The organism is Bacillus paramycoides (genome assembly GCF_038971285.1).
In the GTDB taxonomy this organism is placed as follows: domain Bacteria; phylum Bacillota; class Bacilli; order Bacillales; family Bacillaceae_G; genus Bacillus_A.
The window spans coordinates 4,377,226-4,393,738 of the sequence record NZ_CP152427.1 but is presented as its reverse complement, the minus strand read 5'-3'; the positions used below and the strand labels follow the sequence as shown (position 1 = coordinate 4,393,738).

General features: G+C 35.4%; 20 protein-coding genes and 1 pseudogene. 16 read left to right on the top strand and 5 right to left on the bottom strand.

The window, feature by feature from the left end; translation table 11 throughout:
* Genes AAG068_RS22755 through srtB form a run of 3 tightly spaced genes read left to right on the top strand, consistent with a single transcriptional unit; the run spans position 1 to position 2,540 of the window.
* Positions 1-984: a FecCD family ABC transporter permease gene (locus tag AAG068_RS22755; protein WP_327801026.1), complete on the top strand. Its 984-nt coding sequence runs from the start codon at positions 1-3 to the stop codon at positions 982-984.
* The gene (locus AAG068_RS22750; RefSeq protein WP_342715909.1) at positions 974-1,744 is read left to right on the top strand and encodes an ABC transporter ATP-binding protein; all 771 of its coding nucleotides are present in this window, start codon (positions 974-976) and stop codon (positions 1,742-1,744) included. Before AAG068_RS22755 ends, AAG068_RS22750 begins: the two co-directional genes overlap by 11 nt.
* A 31-nt stretch (positions 1,745-1,775) precedes the next feature.
* Positions 1,776-2,540, top strand: coding sequence for a class B sortase (gene srtB, locus AAG068_RS22745; protein ID WP_342715908.1), 765 nt, complete (start codon positions 1,776-1,778; stop codon positions 2,538-2,540).
* A gap of 65 nt (positions 2,541-2,605) precedes the next feature.
* Here the strand turns inward: srtB and isdG are convergent, their stop codons facing one another.
* The gene (isdG, locus tag AAG068_RS22740) at positions 2,606-2,929 is read right to left on the bottom strand and encodes a heme oxygenase (protein WP_306184406.1); all 324 of its coding nucleotides are present in this window, start codon (positions 2,927-2,929) and stop codon (positions 2,606-2,608) included.
* A 298-nt stretch (positions 2,930-3,227) separates the two neighbouring features.
* On the opposite strand from isdG, the gene AAG068_RS22735 reads away from it, so the two are divergent.
* Entirely contained in the window at positions 3,228-4,427 is a 1,200-nt protein-coding gene (locus tag AAG068_RS22735) for a class I SAM-dependent rRNA methyltransferase (protein ID WP_342715906.1), read from the top strand.
* A gap of 40 nt (positions 4,428-4,467) precedes the next feature.
* Here AAG068_RS22735 and AAG068_RS22730 read toward each other — a convergent pair whose 3' ends face one another.
* Together AAG068_RS22730 and AAG068_RS22725 are read right to left on the bottom strand one after the other, a co-directional pair.
* On the bottom strand, positions 4,468-4,662 hold the full coding sequence (locus AAG068_RS22730) for a YwbE family protein (protein WP_001014310.1): 195 nt from the start codon (positions 4,660-4,662) through the stop codon (positions 4,468-4,470).
* On the bottom strand, positions 4,663-4,836 hold the full coding sequence (locus AAG068_RS22725; RefSeq protein WP_001293578.1) for a hypothetical protein: 174 nt from the start codon (positions 4,834-4,836) through the stop codon (positions 4,663-4,665).
* Between the two features lie 169 nt (positions 4,837-5,005).
* Here AAG068_RS22725 and AAG068_RS22720 point away from each other — a divergent pair, with 169 nt between their 5' ends.
* From AAG068_RS22720 to AAG068_RS22690, 7 genes and pseudogenes are all read left to right on the top strand, one after another.
* Positions 5,006-5,701 (top strand): response regulator transcription factor, encoded by a 696-nt coding sequence (locus AAG068_RS22720; RefSeq protein WP_016118692.1) that lies wholly within the window; start codon positions 5,006-5,008, stop codon positions 5,699-5,701.
* 1 nt (position 5,702) lies between these two features.
* Positions 5,703-6,638: a HAMP domain-containing histidine kinase gene (locus AAG068_RS22715; RefSeq protein WP_342715902.1), complete on the top strand. Its 936-nt coding sequence runs from the start codon at positions 5,703-5,705 to the stop codon at positions 6,636-6,638.
* Positions 6,639-6,763: 125 nt separating this feature from the next.
* On the top strand, positions 6,764-7,687 hold the full coding sequence (locus AAG068_RS22710; protein WP_137013420.1) for an ABC transporter ATP-binding protein: 924 nt from the start codon (positions 6,764-6,766) through the stop codon (positions 7,685-7,687).
* Positions 7,680-7,841: a hypothetical protein gene (locus AAG068_RS22705; RefSeq protein ID WP_342715901.1), complete on the top strand. Its 162-nt coding sequence runs from the start codon at positions 7,680-7,682 to the stop codon at positions 7,839-7,841. Before AAG068_RS22710 ends, AAG068_RS22705 begins: the two co-directional genes overlap by 8 nt.
* 34 nt (positions 7,842-7,875) lie before the next feature.
* Positions 7,876-8,580 (top strand): ABC transporter permease, encoded by a 705-nt coding sequence (locus AAG068_RS22700; RefSeq protein ID WP_342715900.1) that lies wholly within the window; start codon positions 7,876-7,878, stop codon positions 8,578-8,580.
* 34 nt (positions 8,581-8,614) lie between these two features.
* Positions 8,615-9,488 (top strand): annotated as a pseudogene (locus AAG068_RS22695) (DUF4097 family beta strand repeat-containing protein).
* A 24-nt stretch (positions 9,489-9,512) separates the two neighbouring features.
* Complete coding sequence (locus AAG068_RS22690; protein ID WP_342715899.1) at positions 9,513-10,208, top strand: ABC transporter permease; 696 nt, start codon at positions 9,513-9,515, stop codon at positions 10,206-10,208.
* Positions 10,209-10,271: 63 nt separating this feature from the next.
* On the opposite strand, the gene AAG068_RS22685 is transcribed toward AAG068_RS22690, so the two are convergent.
* Positions 10,272-10,604 carry a spore coat protein C gene (locus AAG068_RS22685; protein WP_342715898.1) on the bottom strand — a complete coding sequence of 111 codons (333 nt, stop codon included), beginning with the start codon at positions 10,602-10,604 and terminating at the stop codon, positions 10,272-10,274.
* Between the two features lie 137 nt (positions 10,605-10,741).
* The gene (locus tag AAG068_RS22680) at positions 10,742-11,245 is read right to left on the bottom strand and encodes a DinB family protein (protein WP_342715897.1); all 504 of its coding nucleotides are present in this window, start codon (positions 11,243-11,245) and stop codon (positions 10,742-10,744) included.
* A gap of 363 nt (positions 11,246-11,608) precedes the next feature.
* Between AAG068_RS22680 and AAG068_RS22675 the strand changes: the two genes are divergently transcribed.
* The 5 genes from AAG068_RS22675 to etfB all read left to right on the top strand — a co-directional run bounded on the left by AAG068_RS22675 (position 11,609) and on the right by etfB (position 16,486).
* Positions 11,609-12,277 carry a BclA C-terminal domain-containing protein gene (locus AAG068_RS22675; protein ID WP_342715896.1) on the top strand — a complete coding sequence of 223 codons (669 nt, stop codon included), beginning with the start codon at positions 11,609-11,611 and terminating at the stop codon, positions 12,275-12,277.
* Positions 12,278-12,466: 189 nt separating this feature from the next.
* Positions 12,467-14,152 (top strand): long-chain-fatty-acid--CoA ligase, encoded by a 1,686-nt coding sequence (locus AAG068_RS22670; protein WP_342715895.1) that lies wholly within the window; start codon positions 12,467-12,469, stop codon positions 14,150-14,152.
* A gap of 106 nt (positions 14,153-14,258) precedes the next feature.
* Positions 14,259-14,846, top strand: a complete 588-nt coding sequence (locus AAG068_RS22665) for a TetR/AcrR family transcriptional regulator (RefSeq protein WP_098669447.1) — start codon at positions 14,259-14,261, stop codon at positions 14,844-14,846.
* A gap of 11 nt (positions 14,847-14,857) precedes the next feature.
* Positions 14,858-15,634, top strand: coding sequence for an enoyl-CoA hydratase (locus AAG068_RS22660; protein ID WP_342715894.1), 777 nt, complete (start codon positions 14,858-14,860; stop codon positions 15,632-15,634).
* A 78-nt stretch (positions 15,635-15,712) separates the two neighbouring features.
* A complete protein-coding gene (gene etfB, locus AAG068_RS22655; protein ID WP_001029030.1) occupies positions 15,713-16,486 on the top strand; it encodes an electron transfer flavoprotein subunit beta in 774 nt (257 codons plus the stop codon).
* The last annotated feature ends 27 nt before the right edge of the window (positions 16,487-16,513 follow it).

Genomic DNA, 16,513 nt, shown 5'->3' with positions numbered 1-16,513 from the left:
ATGAATAAAAAAACTTGGAGTTTCCTCATTGTTACTGCATTACTTATTGTTATGACATCATTGTCAGCAATGAAAGGGAGTTTAGAAATAGGGATAGTGGACCTCGTACAAGGGATATTTACAGGGGCTAATGAAGATGTTGAAGTAATTAAAGATTTGCGTTTCCCGCGTATTATTATTGCGCTGTTCACCGGGGCGGCTCTTGCTGTTTCAGGTGTGCTGTTTCAAGCTGTTATGAAAAATCCACTCGCTGATGCTGGAGTAATCGGTATATCTTCAGGAGCAAGTTTTATGACACTTGTTATTATTACGTTGTTCCCGCAATTCTTTTTCTGGACACCAGTATTCGCCTTTTTAGGTGGTGCGTTTGCATGTTATCTCGTTTATGCATTTTCGTGGAAGTCAGGGTTAAGTCCACTTCGCATTATTTTAGTGGGTATAGCTATTAATGCAATGTTCACTGGCTTAAATGAATCGTTCATTACAATTTGCGGATATTTCATTAAGAGTATTAAGCAAACGACGACTTCTAACATAACGATGAAGACGTGGGGCGATGTAGAAATAATGGTTACGTATGGAACAATTGGTCTTATCCTTGCTCTGTTTGTAGGAGCTTGGTGTAACTTATTATCGCTGCAAGATAAGACTGCGAAAAACTTAGGCTTGCACGTGACGAGAGTTCGTCTTATTATTTCTGCTATTGCAGTACTTTTAGCGGCAGTATCAACAGCGATTGCAGGTGTTATTGCTTTCGTAGGATTACTCGTTCCGCATATTTCAAGACAACTAGTCGGTTCAGACCATAAAGTATTAATTCCATTTTCTGCTCTTGCAGGAGCGTTATTAATTTTGACGGCAGATACGATTGGAAGGTTAATTGTGCCACCTAATGAAATTCCAGCGGCGACGATTATGGCAGTTATTGGTGGCCCGTTCTTAATATTCTTGCTTAGAAAGAGTGATAAAGTTCATGGAAATTAAAAATGTAACCTTTTCGTATGATAATGTAACGGATCGATTAAAGTCGGTTAGTAGTGAAATAGAAATTGGTAAAATTACAACAATTATTGGTCCAAATGGTTGCGGGAAGTCAACATTACTTGGCGTGATGTCAAGAAATCACGATCCTCGTAGCGGAGAGGTAATACTGGACGGAAAGGCGATTAGCCAATATAAACCGAAAGAGTTTGCTAGAAAGTTAGCTGTTGTCCATCAACAAAATGAAGCACCGGCAGATATGACGGTAGAGAAATTAACAAGTTTTGGTCGTATGCCTCATAAAAATATTTTTTCCTCGCAAACTGATGAAGATAGAGATGCAATCGAAAGGGCTTTAGCATGTACGAATTTGCTAAGTAAACGTGATAAAGAGATTCACGCTTTATCTGGTGGAGAAAGACAACGTGTTTGGATTGCTATGACATTAGCTCAAAATACACCAATGCTTTTTTTAGACGAGCCGACAACATATTTAGATATTTACTATCAGCTAGAAATATTAGAGCTAGTAAAAGAGTTAAATGAAGTGCATGGATTGACGATCGTTATGGTATTACACGATATTAATCAGGCCATTCGCTACAGTGATCATATCATCGTTATGAAAGATGGCGAGATTGTTACGAAAGGTAAGCCGAATGATGTTGTGACAGAAAGTATGATAAAGACGATATACGGTGTAGATGTCGTCGTAAAGCAAGATGAAGACACAGGGTTGTATATGGTCCCAATGGGTATTTAAATATGCGAACAATCCGTTTTGAGGTGATAATTTGAGTAGTAAAAAAGAACGGAAGAAGAATTCTTTTTTTCAACGAGTACTTACAGTTGTTTTTTTAGGTACCTTTTTCTATTCAGTATATGAATTAGGTGGTATTTTCATGGATTACTATGAAAATCGTAAAGTAATGGCCGAAGCACAAGATATTTATGAAAAAAGTCTGATGGAAGAGCAATCACAAGACGGAGAAGTGCGTAAACAGTTCAAAGCTTTGCAACAAATTAACAGAGAAATAGTTGGATGGATTACGATGGATGATACACAAATTAATTATCCAATCGTTCAAGCGAAAGACAATGATTACTATTTATTCCGTAATTATAAAGGTGAAGATATGAGAGCAGGAAGCATCTTTATGGACTATCGTAATGATGTGAAATCTCAAAATCGAAATACTATTTTATATGGTCATCGTATGAAAGATGGTTCTATGTTTGGAAGTTTAAAAAAAATGTTAGATGAAGAGTTCTTTCTGTCACATCGTAGATTATATTACGATACATTATTTGAAGGATATGATCTTGAAGTGTTCTCGGTGTATACAACAACAACTGATTTTTATTACATTGAAACGGATTTTAGCAATGATACGGAATACGCATCATTTTTGGAGAAGATTCAAGAAAAATCGCTGTACAAAACGGATACAAAATTGACCACAAGCGATCAAATCGTAACACTTTCGACGTGTGACTATGCGCTTGATCCGGAAGCAGGAAGGTTAGTTGTACATGCGAAACTAGTAAAAAGAAAGTAAAAAAAGTATAGAATATGAGAAGTGGTAACACTTCTCATATTCTATACTTTAAAAAAGAAATATGTTTACTGTGCTGCAGCCATTGGCATACGTACAACTTTCACATCATAGTAAGAGATTTTATTATCAAGAATATAATCTGGCATTCCGCCTTGATGTGAGTGAGCAGCTTTAAATGCTGGGCTCTTCGTCCAACCTTGGAAATCTTCTTTCGCATTCCAGCGTGTGCTAATTGTTACTTCATCATAATCAACTGTATTTTGTGTTAGAAGAACTTCTAATCCTAAAAAGCCTGGCATTGTTTCGACTTGGCCTACTTTATTAAAACGATCAATTAATTTATGTCCATTTCCCTTTGTAATTTTAGTTGTATTTGTAACAATAATCATGTTTATTCCTCCTATTAAATGTAGCCTTTATTTTCGAGAACTCATATACATTAAATGATAATGAAAATCATTATCATTGTCAATGCTAAATGTGAAATATAAAAGTTTTTTATATTATATTGGACAGTAAGATTTCCAGTTCAAAATGTAGTAAATATGTGGCAGTTAAGCGAGAGTATGAGCGAGTTGTACTAGCAAAGCAATAATATGGTATAGTGAAACGAGGTTATTTTTTAGCCTCGTTTTTTATATGCTTCCTACGAATTAGAAAGCATGCAAATGGAAAGGAAGTTATTATATGCGATCAGAAGTAACTGTAAAAATAAAACCGAAATTTATAAAAGAAATTAAAAGTGGATATCCGCTTATTTTAAAAGAGGCGATTCAAAATTTAAATGATGTTCAGGAAGAAGGAACAATCATTAAAGTAGTAGATGAGAAGAACCATTTTGTCGGAAAAGGTTATTATGGAAAACAAAATAAAGGATACGGCTGGATTTTAACGAGAAAAGAGAGTGAACAAATTAATCAATCTTTCTTTGAAAGTAAAATTAAATCTGCCTTACATAAACGAAAGCAATTTTACAAATCAAGTGATACGACAGCATTTCGTGCCCTAAACGGTGAAGGTGATGGTCTTGGAGGCTTAATCATCGATTATTATGATGGCTATTATGTAGTTAGTTGGTATAGTGAAGGGATTTATACTTTCAGAGATGAGATTATAGCAGCCCTCCAAAAAGTAGCAAACTTTAAAGGGATTTATGAGAAGAAGCGTTTTGATACGAAAGGGAAATACATTGAAGGTGATGATTTCGTAGCAGGAGAGCGCGGTGAGTTTCCGCTTATCGTAAAAGAGAATGGTGTGAACTTCGCTGTCTATTTAAATGATGGAGCGATGGTTGGTGTATTTTTAGATCAGCGTAACGTTCGAAAACAAATTCGTGATAAGTATGCAAAGGGAAGAACCGTGTTAAATATGTTCTCTTATACAGGTGCTTTTTCTGTATTTGCAGCGCTTGGCGGAGCGAGCAAAACGACGAGTGTGGATCTTGCAAATCGTAGTTTAAGTAAAACGATTGAGCAGTTTAGTGTAAATGAAGTTGATTATGAAGCGCAAGATATTATTGTAGAAGATGTGTTTCTGTACTTCAAATATGCAGCGAAGAAAAAGATGAAATTTGATATGGTCGTACTTGACCCTCCAAGCTTTGCACGATCAAAGAAGTATACATTTAGCGCAGCGAAAGATTACAAAAACTTATTAAAAGAAACAATTGCCATTACAGAAAATAATGGGATTATCGTTGCTTCTACAAATTGTAGCGCATTTGATATGAAAAAGTTTAAAGGCTTTATCGATACAGCATTTAAAGAAATGAATGGCAAATATAAAATATTAGAAGAACATTCATTACCAGAAGATTTCCGTACCATTGATCAATTTAAAGAAGGAGACTATTTAAAAGTAGTTTTCATCGAGAAAATTAAAGGTTAATAAAGAAAAAGGAGCTCGCGTTTACTTGAGCTCCTTTTTCTTATTGAACGATATTTTGTACTCTGCCGACTTGCCCGTCCTGCAATCGCACTTTAATGCCATGCGGATGAGAAGGGGAATTCGTTAAAATATCTTTTACAATTCCACGTGTTAATTTGCCTGTGCGTTGATCTTGTTTTAATACAATATCAACTTCAAGGCCGGGGGCGATATTAGAACGTTTTTGTCCGTTCATTTATACACCTGTACGTCTACGTTGGTTGTTTGTTTTCTTCGTTTGTTGGTTTTGTAATTTTTTTGTTTCTTGGCTTTGGTTTTTGGCATTTTGACCATTACCGTTACCTTGCTTTTTCTTTGCAAGTTGTTCACGCATTAAATCAGCTAAGCTTACTTTTTTGTTTTCTGACATGATAAGTCTCCTTTATATAAAGTTAATTATGAACTATCGTAGTAAATTTCATCATATCATTGTTAGGGAAGGAAGGGAAGTTGGTTTGAAAATTCATATAATTCTTCACAGTATTCATTCGTTACGATACAATTAAAATGCTAATGTTTGTAAAAAAGGGGATAGACATATGTCACATCATATTTTATTAGTCGAAGATGATATTTCAATTCAAGAAATGGTGGAAAAGTATTTAATAAAAGAAGGTTTTCAAGTAACAATTGCGTCTGATGGAGAAGAGGGCGTGAACACATATTTAAAAGGTTCATTTGATTTAATTATTCTCGATATTATGATGCCAAAGCTAGATGGCTTAGAGGTTGTGCGAATCATTCGAGAAAAAAGTGCTGTCCCGATTTTAATGATGTCGGCAAAAGATACAGATGTTGATAAAGCTGTTGGATTAGGACTTGGAGCAGATGATTACATTTGTAAGCCATTTTCTATGATTGAATTAGCTGCACGTGTAAAGGCAGGTATTCGGAGGTCTACGAAATATTCGGCTACAGAATCAACAGAAGAAAAGATGATTCAAATTGGTGATTTAACAATCGATCCAATTAATTTTACGGTTGAAAAAAACGGGAAACCTCTCAAACTTACTTTAAAAGAATTTGAGATCTTAAAACTGTTCGTAAAAAATCAAAATCGTGTATTTACAAAAGCACAAATATACACGTTAGTTTGGAACGAAGAGTATTACGGGGACGATAACGTTATTAATGTTCATATGAGAAGATTGCGTGAGAAAATCGAAAGCGATCCATCTAATCCAGAATATATTAAAACGTTATGGGGCATCGGCTATAAGTTGGAAGTGATGTAATATGGTCAATTTGTTAATAGGTATTATTTTTATATTGTTATGTGTCATTTACATACAGTATAAAATGAGGAAAAACAGTAGCAAAAATTTACGATACACATATGAAAAATTAGAAAGTATTGTAAATAAACAAACAGGCGAGAAGTTACTCGTTATGACAGATGATCTAGAATTGCAAAAATTATTAGTGGCAATTAATCAATTATTAGATGCAAAACAGAAAACGAATGCAGATCATGCAAAAGTAGAAATTTCGATGAGAAAAATGCTTTCAAATATTTCACATGATTTAAAGACGCCACTAACAGTTATTCTTGGATATACAGAAATGTTAAATAAGGATAAAACGATGAATAAAGATGAACAGCAAATATTACTTGAAAAGGTGCATGTAAAAACACTAGAAGTAATGGAACTGATTCATAAGTTTTTTGATTTAGCAAAACTAGAATCTGGTGACAAAGCAATCGAAATGACAAAAGTAAATATGAATGAAGTTTGTCGCGAGAAGATTTTATCTTTTTATGATTTAGTGACGACGAAAGGTTTTCAAGTTCATATTAATATACCAGAAAGAAATATATATGCACTTGGAAATGTAGAAGTATTAGGTAGAGTATTGAATAATTTAATATCAAATGCAATTACATATGGAGACGATGGAAAGACACTCGGTGTGACGTTAAGAGATGATGAAACGAGTGTGTATATAGATGTATGGGATACAGGGAAAGGAATTGATGAATCTCATATTGATAAAGTATTTGAGCGTATGTACACACTTGAAGATTCCAGAAATAGATTGTACCAAGGAAGCGGTCTAGGGCTAACGATTACGAAAAGGCTTGTGGAAGCGATGGATGGAAAAATACATCTTTCTAGTAAGCCATATGAAAAAACGATTTTTACAGTTGTATTAAAAAAGATGCCGTTTTAGCTTGTAGAGGATTAGATTCTACAAGCTTTTTTTCAGCGTAAGGAATTTGTAAGGAATGGGTAAGAAAAAAGAGATTTCCATTGTCTATTATAGAAATATAAAGTAGTGCGAAAGGAGAAAACGACATGACATATATATTAAAAACGAATCAGTTAACGAAAGTGTTTAAAGGGAAAGAAGTTATTTCTAGCGTTAACATGCATGTGAAAAAAGGGGAGATATACGGTTTCTTAGGACCGAATGGCGCAGGTAAAACAACGATTATGAAAATGATCACAAATTTAATAAAACCGACGAGCGGTGATATTGAAATTTTCGGTGAGAAGTTAACAGATACGTCTTATGAATTGTTAAAGCGGATGGGGACCATTATCGAATATCCAATCTTTTATGATAAATTAACGGCGAAGGAAAACTTAGAATTACATTGTGAATATATGGGCTATTACGATAAAAACGCAATCGATCATGCTTTACATTTAGTAAAACTGCACGGTATAGATGATAAAAAAGTAAAAGATTTTTCATTAGGGATGAAGCAACGACTTGGTATTGCAAGGGCGATCGTGACAAAGCCAGAATTACTCATTTTAGATGAGCCAATTAACGGTTTAGATCCAATTGGTATTAAAGAATTAAGAGACTTATTTAAAATGCTTTGCAAAGAATACGGTATTACGTTATTAGTCTCTAGTCATATTTTAGGCGAGATGGAACTAATGGCAGATACAATTGGTGTAATTCAAAATGGAAAACTAATAAAAGAAGTTTCGATGAAGAGTATTAACGGAAAACAAACAGAGTACATTGAAATTACTGTTCCTGATGTGAAGCGTGCAGCTTATATTTTAGAAGATAAACTCGGTATAAAAAATTACAAAATAATGAGTGGAAATATGATTCGCGTGTATGAATTGAAGGCAACGCAGCAAGCTATTTCAAAAGCACTTATTATGAACGATGTAGAAATTGAAAGTATTAATAAGAAACATAGTTCCTTAGAAGAATACTTCTTAAATGTAATGGATGGAGAGGGCATTCATGCTTAATGGATTGTTAGTGAATCTAGTAAGTGGATTGATCGTAATGTTCATAAGTGGAATTTTATATTATAGAAAACCTGAACGGAAATGGTTGTTAATTCTAATAGTGATAGGAATGATGAGCGTAGTTACTGCTGGAATTAGAATGTTAGTAGCATAGAGATAGTTATATAAAGGATGGAGGAGTGGTTTGTATGCTTAGATTAATGAAGCTTGAGTGGAAAAAGCATCGATTATCTAGTTACTTTAAAAGTGTAGCAATTTGTATTATAGCAATTTTCGCTGTAGTAAGCCTTATGGCATTGGGAATGAAAGCTGAGGGAGACGTGCTCTTCTCTGACTTCACACAGAACATGGCTTTAGCAAATATTTTTATTAGGATAACATTCATTATTTTTAGTTCGGTCATTTTATCACGTTTAGTAATTGATGAGTATAAGAACAAAACAATACAACTATCATTTATGTACCCACTGCAAAGGAAAATGTTAATGAGAGCGAAATTAACAATTGTTTTTTGTTTTTGTTTTGTGAGCACGATTATCGCTACTTTTATTATTAGTTTGCTCGTATATTTTGTGAGTCCAATGATGGGGCTGATTGAAATGCCAGCTACGATAGGTGAAATAATAGCTATCGTTCCAACTACTATTATAAGTGCATTTATGATATCTGGTATAAGTTTAATTCCTTTATTTTTTGGGATGAGAAAGAAATCAACACCGACAACGATTACTTCGGCAGTAATAATTGGTATGCTGATTAGTGGTAACGTTGGGGCTGAAAGCAATCAAGTAAGTATGTTTGATTTTATAGCTATCCCAATAGTGCTTTGTTTATTAGGGATTTTCATTAGTTATCTATCGTTTCGTAAAATCGACAAGATCGATGTGGCGTGAAGCAAGCCTAAAACAAAAACGAACTGGGGTATGAATGGTGAAAAAAATAATAGTAATTGCAATATTATTTTTGACAATTGCTAGTACGGTTTTTAGCTTTAAGGTATTTCAGGGGAAAGATTTTAAGAAAGAAAAGTCTTTTGAGATAAATCATATAAAAGAAATAGAAGTGAACAATGAAGACTGGGATATTGAATTTAAAGGTACAGACGCTAACAAGATAGTAATTTCGGCTCAAGGTAAACAAGTGGATAAAGAGATAGATCCTGTCGAAATAGAGCATGAAGGGAATAAAGTTATAGTTAAGCAAAAACAAAAGGCGACCAGATTCTTTAATGGTTTTACGTTTAGGAAGAAAAATAGTATATCTATAGCTGTTCCGAAGAAAGAAATAGATAAAATTGTATTAAATAATAAATCGGGTGATGTGAAAATAAGGGATATAGAAGTGAAAAATATTGTGACAAAAAGTGAGTCTGGAGATGAAATGGTTGTAGGACTATCGGCAGATAAGGGTGAGTTCACATCCGAAAGTGGAGATTTAATGTTAAAAGATAGTTCATTACAAGAAGTAAATATAACTTCTATTACTGGCGATAATTATGTGAAAAATATAAAAAACGAAAATATGAACATCACTTCAACATCCGGTGAAGTATTACTGAAAGATATGAAAGAAGGAAAATCGTTATTTGTAGAAACAAAATCAGGGGATATTGGCGTACGGTATAAAGGTGTCCCGGCATCATTGAAGCTTATGGCTAAAAGTAATTCGGCTGACGTAATAGTGGATTTAAAAGGACTTAAGAAAGATAAAAATACAGAAAAAATAAAAGTAGGAACTATTGGTGATGCAAAAAAATGAAGCGAAGATTTTAAGTGAAACAGGAGTCATTTATATTGATTAAGTCTTAGGAGGAAGGAGGAATATCATGCTACGTCTTATGAAGTTAGAATTGAAGAAGTTTAAGTTTGGATGGTATGTGAGGGGAGCAGTTATTGCAAATATCATTATACTGGCATTATTAATCTTTGTTAGTTTCATTGCACAAATAGAAGGAGATCCAGAAATAAGAGATCCGCAGATGATTTTGTTAACGGCTAGTACAGTAGTAAGAGCAACATTTATTATTTTTGGTAGTGTATTAATAGCAAGGTTAATAATTGGCGAATATAAAAATAAAACAATACTACTCATGTTTTCTTATCCTATTAACCGAAAGAAAATGATGGCTAGTAAGTTGGCTATTACAGCGATAGTAACATTTATAACAGTTATTGTATCTAACATTTTAGTAGTAGGAATTTTCTTTGGGATAGATAGTTATTTTTCAATTCTTCCTCATTCATTCACAGTAGATCAATTGGTGCAAGAAGGAATAAAACTGGTTCCTTTAGCCATTGCAACTGCGGGAATGAGTTTAATCCCATTATATTTCGGAATGCGTAAACGTTCAGTGCCAACTACAATTGTTTCATCTCTTATCGTTGTATCAATTGCAATGAATAGCAACCCAGCGTTTCCTACAGCAACTTTACTTCCCCTTCAACTAGCACTCGCAGCAATTGGAGTTGTGATTGCATATTATGGAATTAAAAATATAGAGAAGGAAGATATAACTGTATGATAAGAATACGTAAAAAAGAGTTGGCGTTACACCAACTCTTTTTTGTATATGTATGCTTCGTTACTACTCTGTAAATTTAGAGTGTTTACTTAAATAATCTTGCACTCCTGGAGAAATGTTAAAGTTATTTTGGCTTTTATATTCGATAGTAAACTCTCCGTCGGTACTTGTTTCAAAGGAGATTGCATAGCTATTCATTTTAGCATCGTAAGAAGTATTTTTGACTTCTGCATCTAGATTAAAATATTTTGTAATATATTCTTTTGATTCCGTAACTGCTGTTTGTTTCCCCCAAGGGGTACCATAACTTGTGAAATAAAGAGATACGCTAATAACTCCAATGATAGCAGTTAGCAAAATAGTTCCCATAACTATTTTTCTGTTTTTTGTATTCAATTTGGTTGCTCCTCTTCATAATATGTATTCATTTTAACGTATTTTTTCCATAAAACAACCATTTAGCAAAAATAGTTTCACATGAAACAAGTTACAGAAAAAGACAAGATGTGTAAACACCTTGTCTTTTTTTGTTGTTACATTTTAGGAGCTTCCATTCCGGACGCAGCCCATTCTTCTTTTGCAGGACCATATACGCCAGGGACGGTTAAGCCAGCTTGGCGCATTAAAACAGTCATTTGTCCGCGGTGGTGATTTTGATGATTAATGAGTGTCATTAAAAATATAGAATTCGGCATAGGACGACCAAAGAAGTTATTAATAGTAGCTAAGTCTTTATCAGTCCATTCGCCTTGAAGCGCATCAACAAAAGCTGCGTTGACTTTACGATATTGATCAGCAATTGTTGTTGCAGAAGTTGGTACAGGATAATCTTTCGTTTCTCCTTCAAACTTAAGCCCTGTGCCAGATAGTATAACTGGAATTGCCGTCACGATATGCCAAGCAACTCTGCCTAATGTCCAGTGCCCAGGTGCAATTTCTTGTGACAAAGATTCGTCGGTTAATACGTCGAGCATCTTTTGAGTAGATTCAGCCTCGTATGTCCATGATTGCAAGAAGCCTTCAATAGTTTGATACATAGTTATCCCCCCTAGTTATGTTCATAGATTACATTCGTGAAAAAAAGATAGTTTCCTTTTGGCCTATAAGAACGAATAAAAAAAGAAGACTTCTAACAAGAAGCCTCTTTTTTTATTAATTTTCTTCCCACTCTCCCTCATCAACTATAAGAAATAAGGTGCTCCAAGTACGAGAACATCAAGCTGTTTTATTAAGAAAAAGAATTTCGTTTGAGCAAGAAGGCGAAAGTACAAGCAAAAGGAGTGAGAATCACATGTAATAATTAGTAGAATGTACGGAGTAAAGTTGTTCTATGTTATTTATAGGTGTTTTTTTATGTGTTGCTTATACTTAAAAGATTGAATTTGAAGGAAGGGATCAGCATGTATTCATGGAGCAATAATATAAATGGATATAATGGGTGTAATAATCAAAATGGTGTACATGTTGATTCGTGCTGTTTTAGTTGCGATGGGACAGTGCCTAAGCTAGGCCCAACCGGTCCGACGGGAGCGACGGGTCCAACAGGAGCAGCAGGTCCAACAGGATCGACGGGTTCAACAGGGGCAACGGGAATAACAGGAGCAACAGGTCCAACAGGGGCAACAGGTCCAACGGGAGCGACGGGAATAACAGGTACAAGTATCACAGCGACGTATGCATTTGCAAATAATACGTCGGGAACAGCGATATCGGTACTTCTCGGTGGAACGAATGTCCCACTTCCAAATAATCAAAACATCGGTCCAGGAATTACTGTTTCTGGTGGAAATACAGTATTTACAGTTGCAAATGTTGGAAATTATTATATTTCATATTCGATTAATATAACAGCTTCATTATTGGTCAGTTCACGGATTACAATTAATGGAGCACCACTTGCTGGGACGATCAATTCTCCTGCATTAGCAACTACATCATTTAGCGCAACAATCATTACAACTCTCGCAGCAGGAGATGCTATTAGTTTGCAACTATTTGGTTTGTTAGCTGTTGCAACATTATCAACAACTACACCAGGAGCTGTGTTAACGATAATAAGATTAAGCTAAATAATAACTCTCTTATTTTTTTACAGATTAGGAGAGTTTGTACATATAATAAGAAGTTAATGGAGTGAAGCATAGTTATATAAAAGTCAGAATATTATGATTGTAACGTTATGGCGACTATAATATAATGAAACCAACCATCATGAATGAACATTCATTTATTTTTATGTATTTGAAGGGGGAATGAAGGTGGAAAAACCATGGTTGAAAAGTTATCCAGAGGAAATTCCAAGTACGATTTCTTATGATATTCAGCCGCTTCATAGATATGTAGAACAGATGGCTTCTCGCTATCCAGAAAAGAAAGCGCTTCACTTTTTAGGGAAGGATATTACATTTTCGGACTTCCATGATAAGGTGAAGAGGTTTGCAAATTATCTTCAAAAGCTCGGTGTGGAAAAGGGTGATCGAGTTGCTATTATGTTGCCGAATTGTCCGCAGGCTGTAATTGGTTATTACGGTACATTACTTGCGGGAGGTATCGTAGTACAAACAAATCCACTATATACAGAAAGAGAATTAGAATACCAGCTTCATGACTCGGGAGCAAAAGTAATTCTTTGCCTCGATTTAGTATTTCCAAGAGTAACGAATGTTCAATCTGCTACAAAAATTGAACATATTATCGTAACTCGTATTGCGGACTTTTTACCCTTCCCTAAAAATCTATTGTATCCATTTGTGCAGAAAAAACAGTCGAATTTAGTTGTGAAAGTATCAGAGAGTGAAACGATTCATCTTTGGAACTCAGTAGAAAAAGAAGTGAATACGGATGTTGAAGTGCCTTGTGACCCTGAAAATGATTTAGCTCTTTTACAGTACACAGGAGGAACAACTGGATTTCCGAAAGGCGTTATGTTAACGCATAAGAACCTCGTATCCAACACGTTGATGGGGGTTCATTGGCTATATAATTGCAAAGAAGGAGAAGAAGTCGTTCTTGGGGTTCTTCCATTTTTCCATGTTTATGGTATGACAGCTGTTATGAATTTAAGTATTATGCAAGGATATAAAATGGTTCTTATTCCAAAGTTTGATATGAAAATGGTTTTTGAAGCGATTAAGAAGCATAAAGTGACGTTGTTTCCAGGGGCACCAACTATTTATATCGCACTTTTAAATAGCCCGCTTTTAAAAGAATACGATATTTCTTCTATTCGTGCTTGTATTAGTGGCTCAGCACCACTGCCAGTAGAAGTACAGGAAAAGTTCGAAACAGTTACAGGTGGTAAACTAGTAGAGGGGTATGGTTTAACAGAATCATCTCCGGTTACACATAGTAATTTTTTATGGGAAAGGCGAGTGCCAGGTAGCATTGGAGTTCCATGGCCAGATACAGAAGCAATGATTATGTCGCTTGAAACTGGCGAGGCACTACCACCAGGAGAAATCGGTGAAATTGTAGTAAAAGGTCCTCAAATTATGAAGGGATATTGGAATAAGCCAGAAGAAACAGCCGCTGTATTACGAGATGGATGGCTTCATACAGGGGATGTTGGTTACATGGATGAAGATGGATTTTTCTATGTGAAAGATCGTAAGAAAGATATGATTGTTGCGAGTGGATTTAATGTGTATCCTCGTGAAGTAGAAGAAGTATTATACGAACATGAAAAAGTGCAAGAAGTAGTGACGATTGGAGTTCCTGATCCGTACCGAGGAGAGACAGTGAAAGCATTTGTTGTGTTAAAAGAAGGTGCGGAGTGTTCTGAGGAAGAATTAAATCAGTTTGCACGTAAATATTTAGCTGCCTATAAAGTGCCGAAAGTATATGAGTTTAGAGATGAACTGCCGAAAACGACAGTCGGAAAAATTTTGCGCCGTGTTCTAATTGATGAAGAGAAAAGAAAGAATGAGGATGAGCAAACGGGCTAAGGCCCTTTCTTTTTGAAAAAATAGGATTGACACTTTTCTAAATAGTCAGTATTATAAGAATATGAATGACTATTCATTCAGTCATCTTCTTGAAGGGGACAGTAAAGTGAAGAAAAATAGACCGAAATACAATCAAATTATTGATGCGGCAGTCATTGTGATTGCGGAAAATGGGTACCACCAAGCGCAAGTTTCTAAAATAGCAAAGCAAGCTGGGGTAGCTGATGGCACGATTTATTTATATTTTAAAAATAAAGAAGATATATTAATATCCTTATTCCAAGAGAAGATGGGAGAATTTGTCGAAACAATTCGTCAAAAAACAGCAGGAATTGAAAGCGCTGTATCGAAGTTATTCATGTTGGTAGAAACGCACTTCTTGCTGTTGTCGCAAAATGATCCTCTTGCTATCGTTACGCAATTAGAGCTAAGACAGTCCAATCAAGACTTACGCCTGAAAATAAATGAAGTATTAAAAGGCTACTTACAAGTTATGGATGAGATTTTAGAGACAGGTATAAAGCAAGGTGAATTTCGAGCAGATTTAAATGTTCGCGTGGCAAGACAAATGATCTTTGGAACAGTAGATGAAGTTGTGACCAATTGGGTAATGAGCGATCATAAGTATGATCTGGTCGCACTTTCAAAAACGGTACATGGGCTACTTATTGCAGCCTGTGGTTATCGTCAATAATGGGAGGGATCATGTTGAAATTCCTATCTGTAAGAGTTGAAGATCATATCGCGGTGGCGACGTTAAATCATGCGCCAGCTAACGCAATGTCTTCACAAGTTATGCATGACGTTACTGAATTAATTGATCAAGTGGAGAAGGATGATAACATTCGTGTTGTTGTTATTCACGGTGAAGGGCGTTTCTTCTCGGCGGGAGCAGATATTAAAGAATTTACATCTGTTACTGAAGCGAAGCAAGCGACTGAATTAGCGCAGCTTGGACAAGTTACGTTTGAGCGCGTTGAAAAATGTTCAAAACCAGTTATCGCGGCAATTCATGGAGCGGCACTTGGCGGCGGCCTTGAATTTGCTATGTCTTGCCACATGCGCTTTGCAACTGAAAGTGCAAAACTTGGTTTACCTGAATTAACACTTGGATTAATTCCTGGATTTGCAGGTACACAGCGATTACCACGTTATGTTGGGAAAGCGAAAGCTTGTGAAATGATGTTAACAAGTACACCGATTACTGGTGCAGAAGCATTAAAATGGGGACTTGTTAATGGAGTTTTTGCTGAAGAAACATTTTTAGATGATACGCTTAAAGTTGCAAAACAGATTGCTAGAAAAAGCCCAGCGACGACTCGTGCTGTACTAGAGTTATTGCAAACGACGAAATCGTCTCATTATTATGAAGGTGTACAACGCGAAGCTCAAATCTTTGGGGAAGTATTTACGAGTGAAGATGGAAGAGAAGGTGTAGCGGCGTTTTTAGAAAAGCGCAAGCCTTCATTTAGCGGCAGGTAGTTCAATTATTTTTTTAATATAAATTAACAGAAAATTAAAATTGATAGAATCTTTCTGAAAAACAAGGGGGTAAATGGAATGAACATCTACGTACTCATGAAACGAACATTTGATACAGAAGAAAAAATCGTAATTAAAAACGGTGCAATTTACGATGGCGAAGCGGAATTCATCATCAACCCTTACGATGAATATGCGATTGAAGAAGCAATTCAAGTAAGAGACGCACAAGGTGGAGAGGTTACTGTTGTAACAGTCGGTGGCGAAGATAGTGAGAAAGAACTTCGTACGGCATTAGCGATGGGTTGTGATAAAGCAGTATTAATTAATATTGAAGATGATGTAGAAAATGGTGACCAGTTCACGACAGCAAAAGTGCTTGCTGAATATTTAAAAGATAAAGATGCAGATTTAATTTTAGGCGGAAACGTTGCAATTGATGGTGCATCTGGACAAGTAGGTCCACGTGTAGCTGAAGCGTTAAATATTCCGTACGTAACGACAATTACAAAACTTGAAATTGACGGTACAAACGTGAAGATTGAACGTGATGTTGAAGGTGATACAGAAGTAATTGAAACTTCATTACCAGTGTTAGTAACAGCACAGCAAGGTTTAAATGAACCGCGTTATCCATCGCTTCCAGGTATTATGAAGGCAAAGAAAAAGCCATTAGAAGAATTAGAATTAGATGATTTAGATTTAGAAGAAGATGATGTGGAAGCAAAGACAAAAACAATTGAAATCTATTTGCCTCCTAAGAAAGATGCAGGAAAAGTGTTACAAGGCGAGCTGCAAGATCAAGTAAAAGAACTTGTATCGTTGCTCCATACAGAAGCGAAAGTAATCTAATAAAATACGAAATTATATATGCAGGAG

Coding starts and splice junctions, on each gene's coding strand:
- AAG068_RS22755 (WP_327801026.1), top strand. CDS start 1: ATGAATAAAAAAACTTGGAGTTTCCTCATTGTTACTGCATTACTTATT.
- AAG068_RS22750 (WP_342715909.1), top strand. CDS start 974: ATGGAAATTAAAAATGTAACCTTTTCGTATGATAATGTAACGGATCGA.
- isdG (WP_306184406.1), bottom strand. CDS start 2,929: ATGATTATTGTTACAAATACAACTAAAATTACAAAGGGAAATGGACAT.
- AAG068_RS22735 (WP_342715906.1), top strand. CDS start 3,228: ATGCGATCAGAAGTAACTGTAAAAATAAAACCGAAATTTATAAAAGAA.
- AAG068_RS22730 (WP_001014310.1), bottom strand. CDS start 4,662: ATGAACGGACAAAAACGTTCTAATATCGCCCCCGGCCTTGAAGTTGAT.
- AAG068_RS22725 (WP_001293578.1), bottom strand. CDS start 4,836: ATGTCAGAAAACAAAAAAGTAAGCTTAGCTGATTTAATGCGTGAACAA.
- AAG068_RS22720 (WP_016118692.1), top strand. CDS start 5,006: ATGTCACATCATATTTTATTAGTCGAAGATGATATTTCAATTCAAGAA.
- AAG068_RS22715 (WP_342715902.1), top strand. CDS start 5,703: ATGGTCAATTTGTTAATAGGTATTATTTTTATATTGTTATGTGTCATT.
- AAG068_RS22710 (WP_137013420.1), top strand. CDS start 6,764: ATGACATATATATTAAAAACGAATCAGTTAACGAAAGTGTTTAAAGGG.
- AAG068_RS22705 (WP_342715901.1), top strand. CDS start 7,680: ATGCTTAATGGATTGTTAGTGAATCTAGTAAGTGGATTGATCGTAATG.
- AAG068_RS22700 (WP_342715900.1), top strand. CDS start 7,876: ATGCTTAGATTAATGAAGCTTGAGTGGAAAAAGCATCGATTATCTAGT.
- AAG068_RS22690 (WP_342715899.1), top strand. CDS start 9,513: ATGCTACGTCTTATGAAGTTAGAATTGAAGAAGTTTAAGTTTGGATGG.
- AAG068_RS22680 (WP_342715897.1), bottom strand. CDS start 11,245: ATGTATCAAACTATTGAAGGCTTCTTGCAATCATGGACATACGAGGCT.
- AAG068_RS22675 (WP_342715896.1), top strand. CDS start 11,609: ATGTATTCATGGAGCAATAATATAAATGGATATAATGGGTGTAATAAT.
- AAG068_RS22660 (WP_342715894.1), top strand. CDS start 14,858: ATGTTGAAATTCCTATCTGTAAGAGTTGAAGATCATATCGCGGTGGCG.
- etfB (WP_001029030.1), top strand. CDS start 15,713: ATGAACATCTACGTACTCATGAAACGAACATTTGATACAGAAGAAAAA.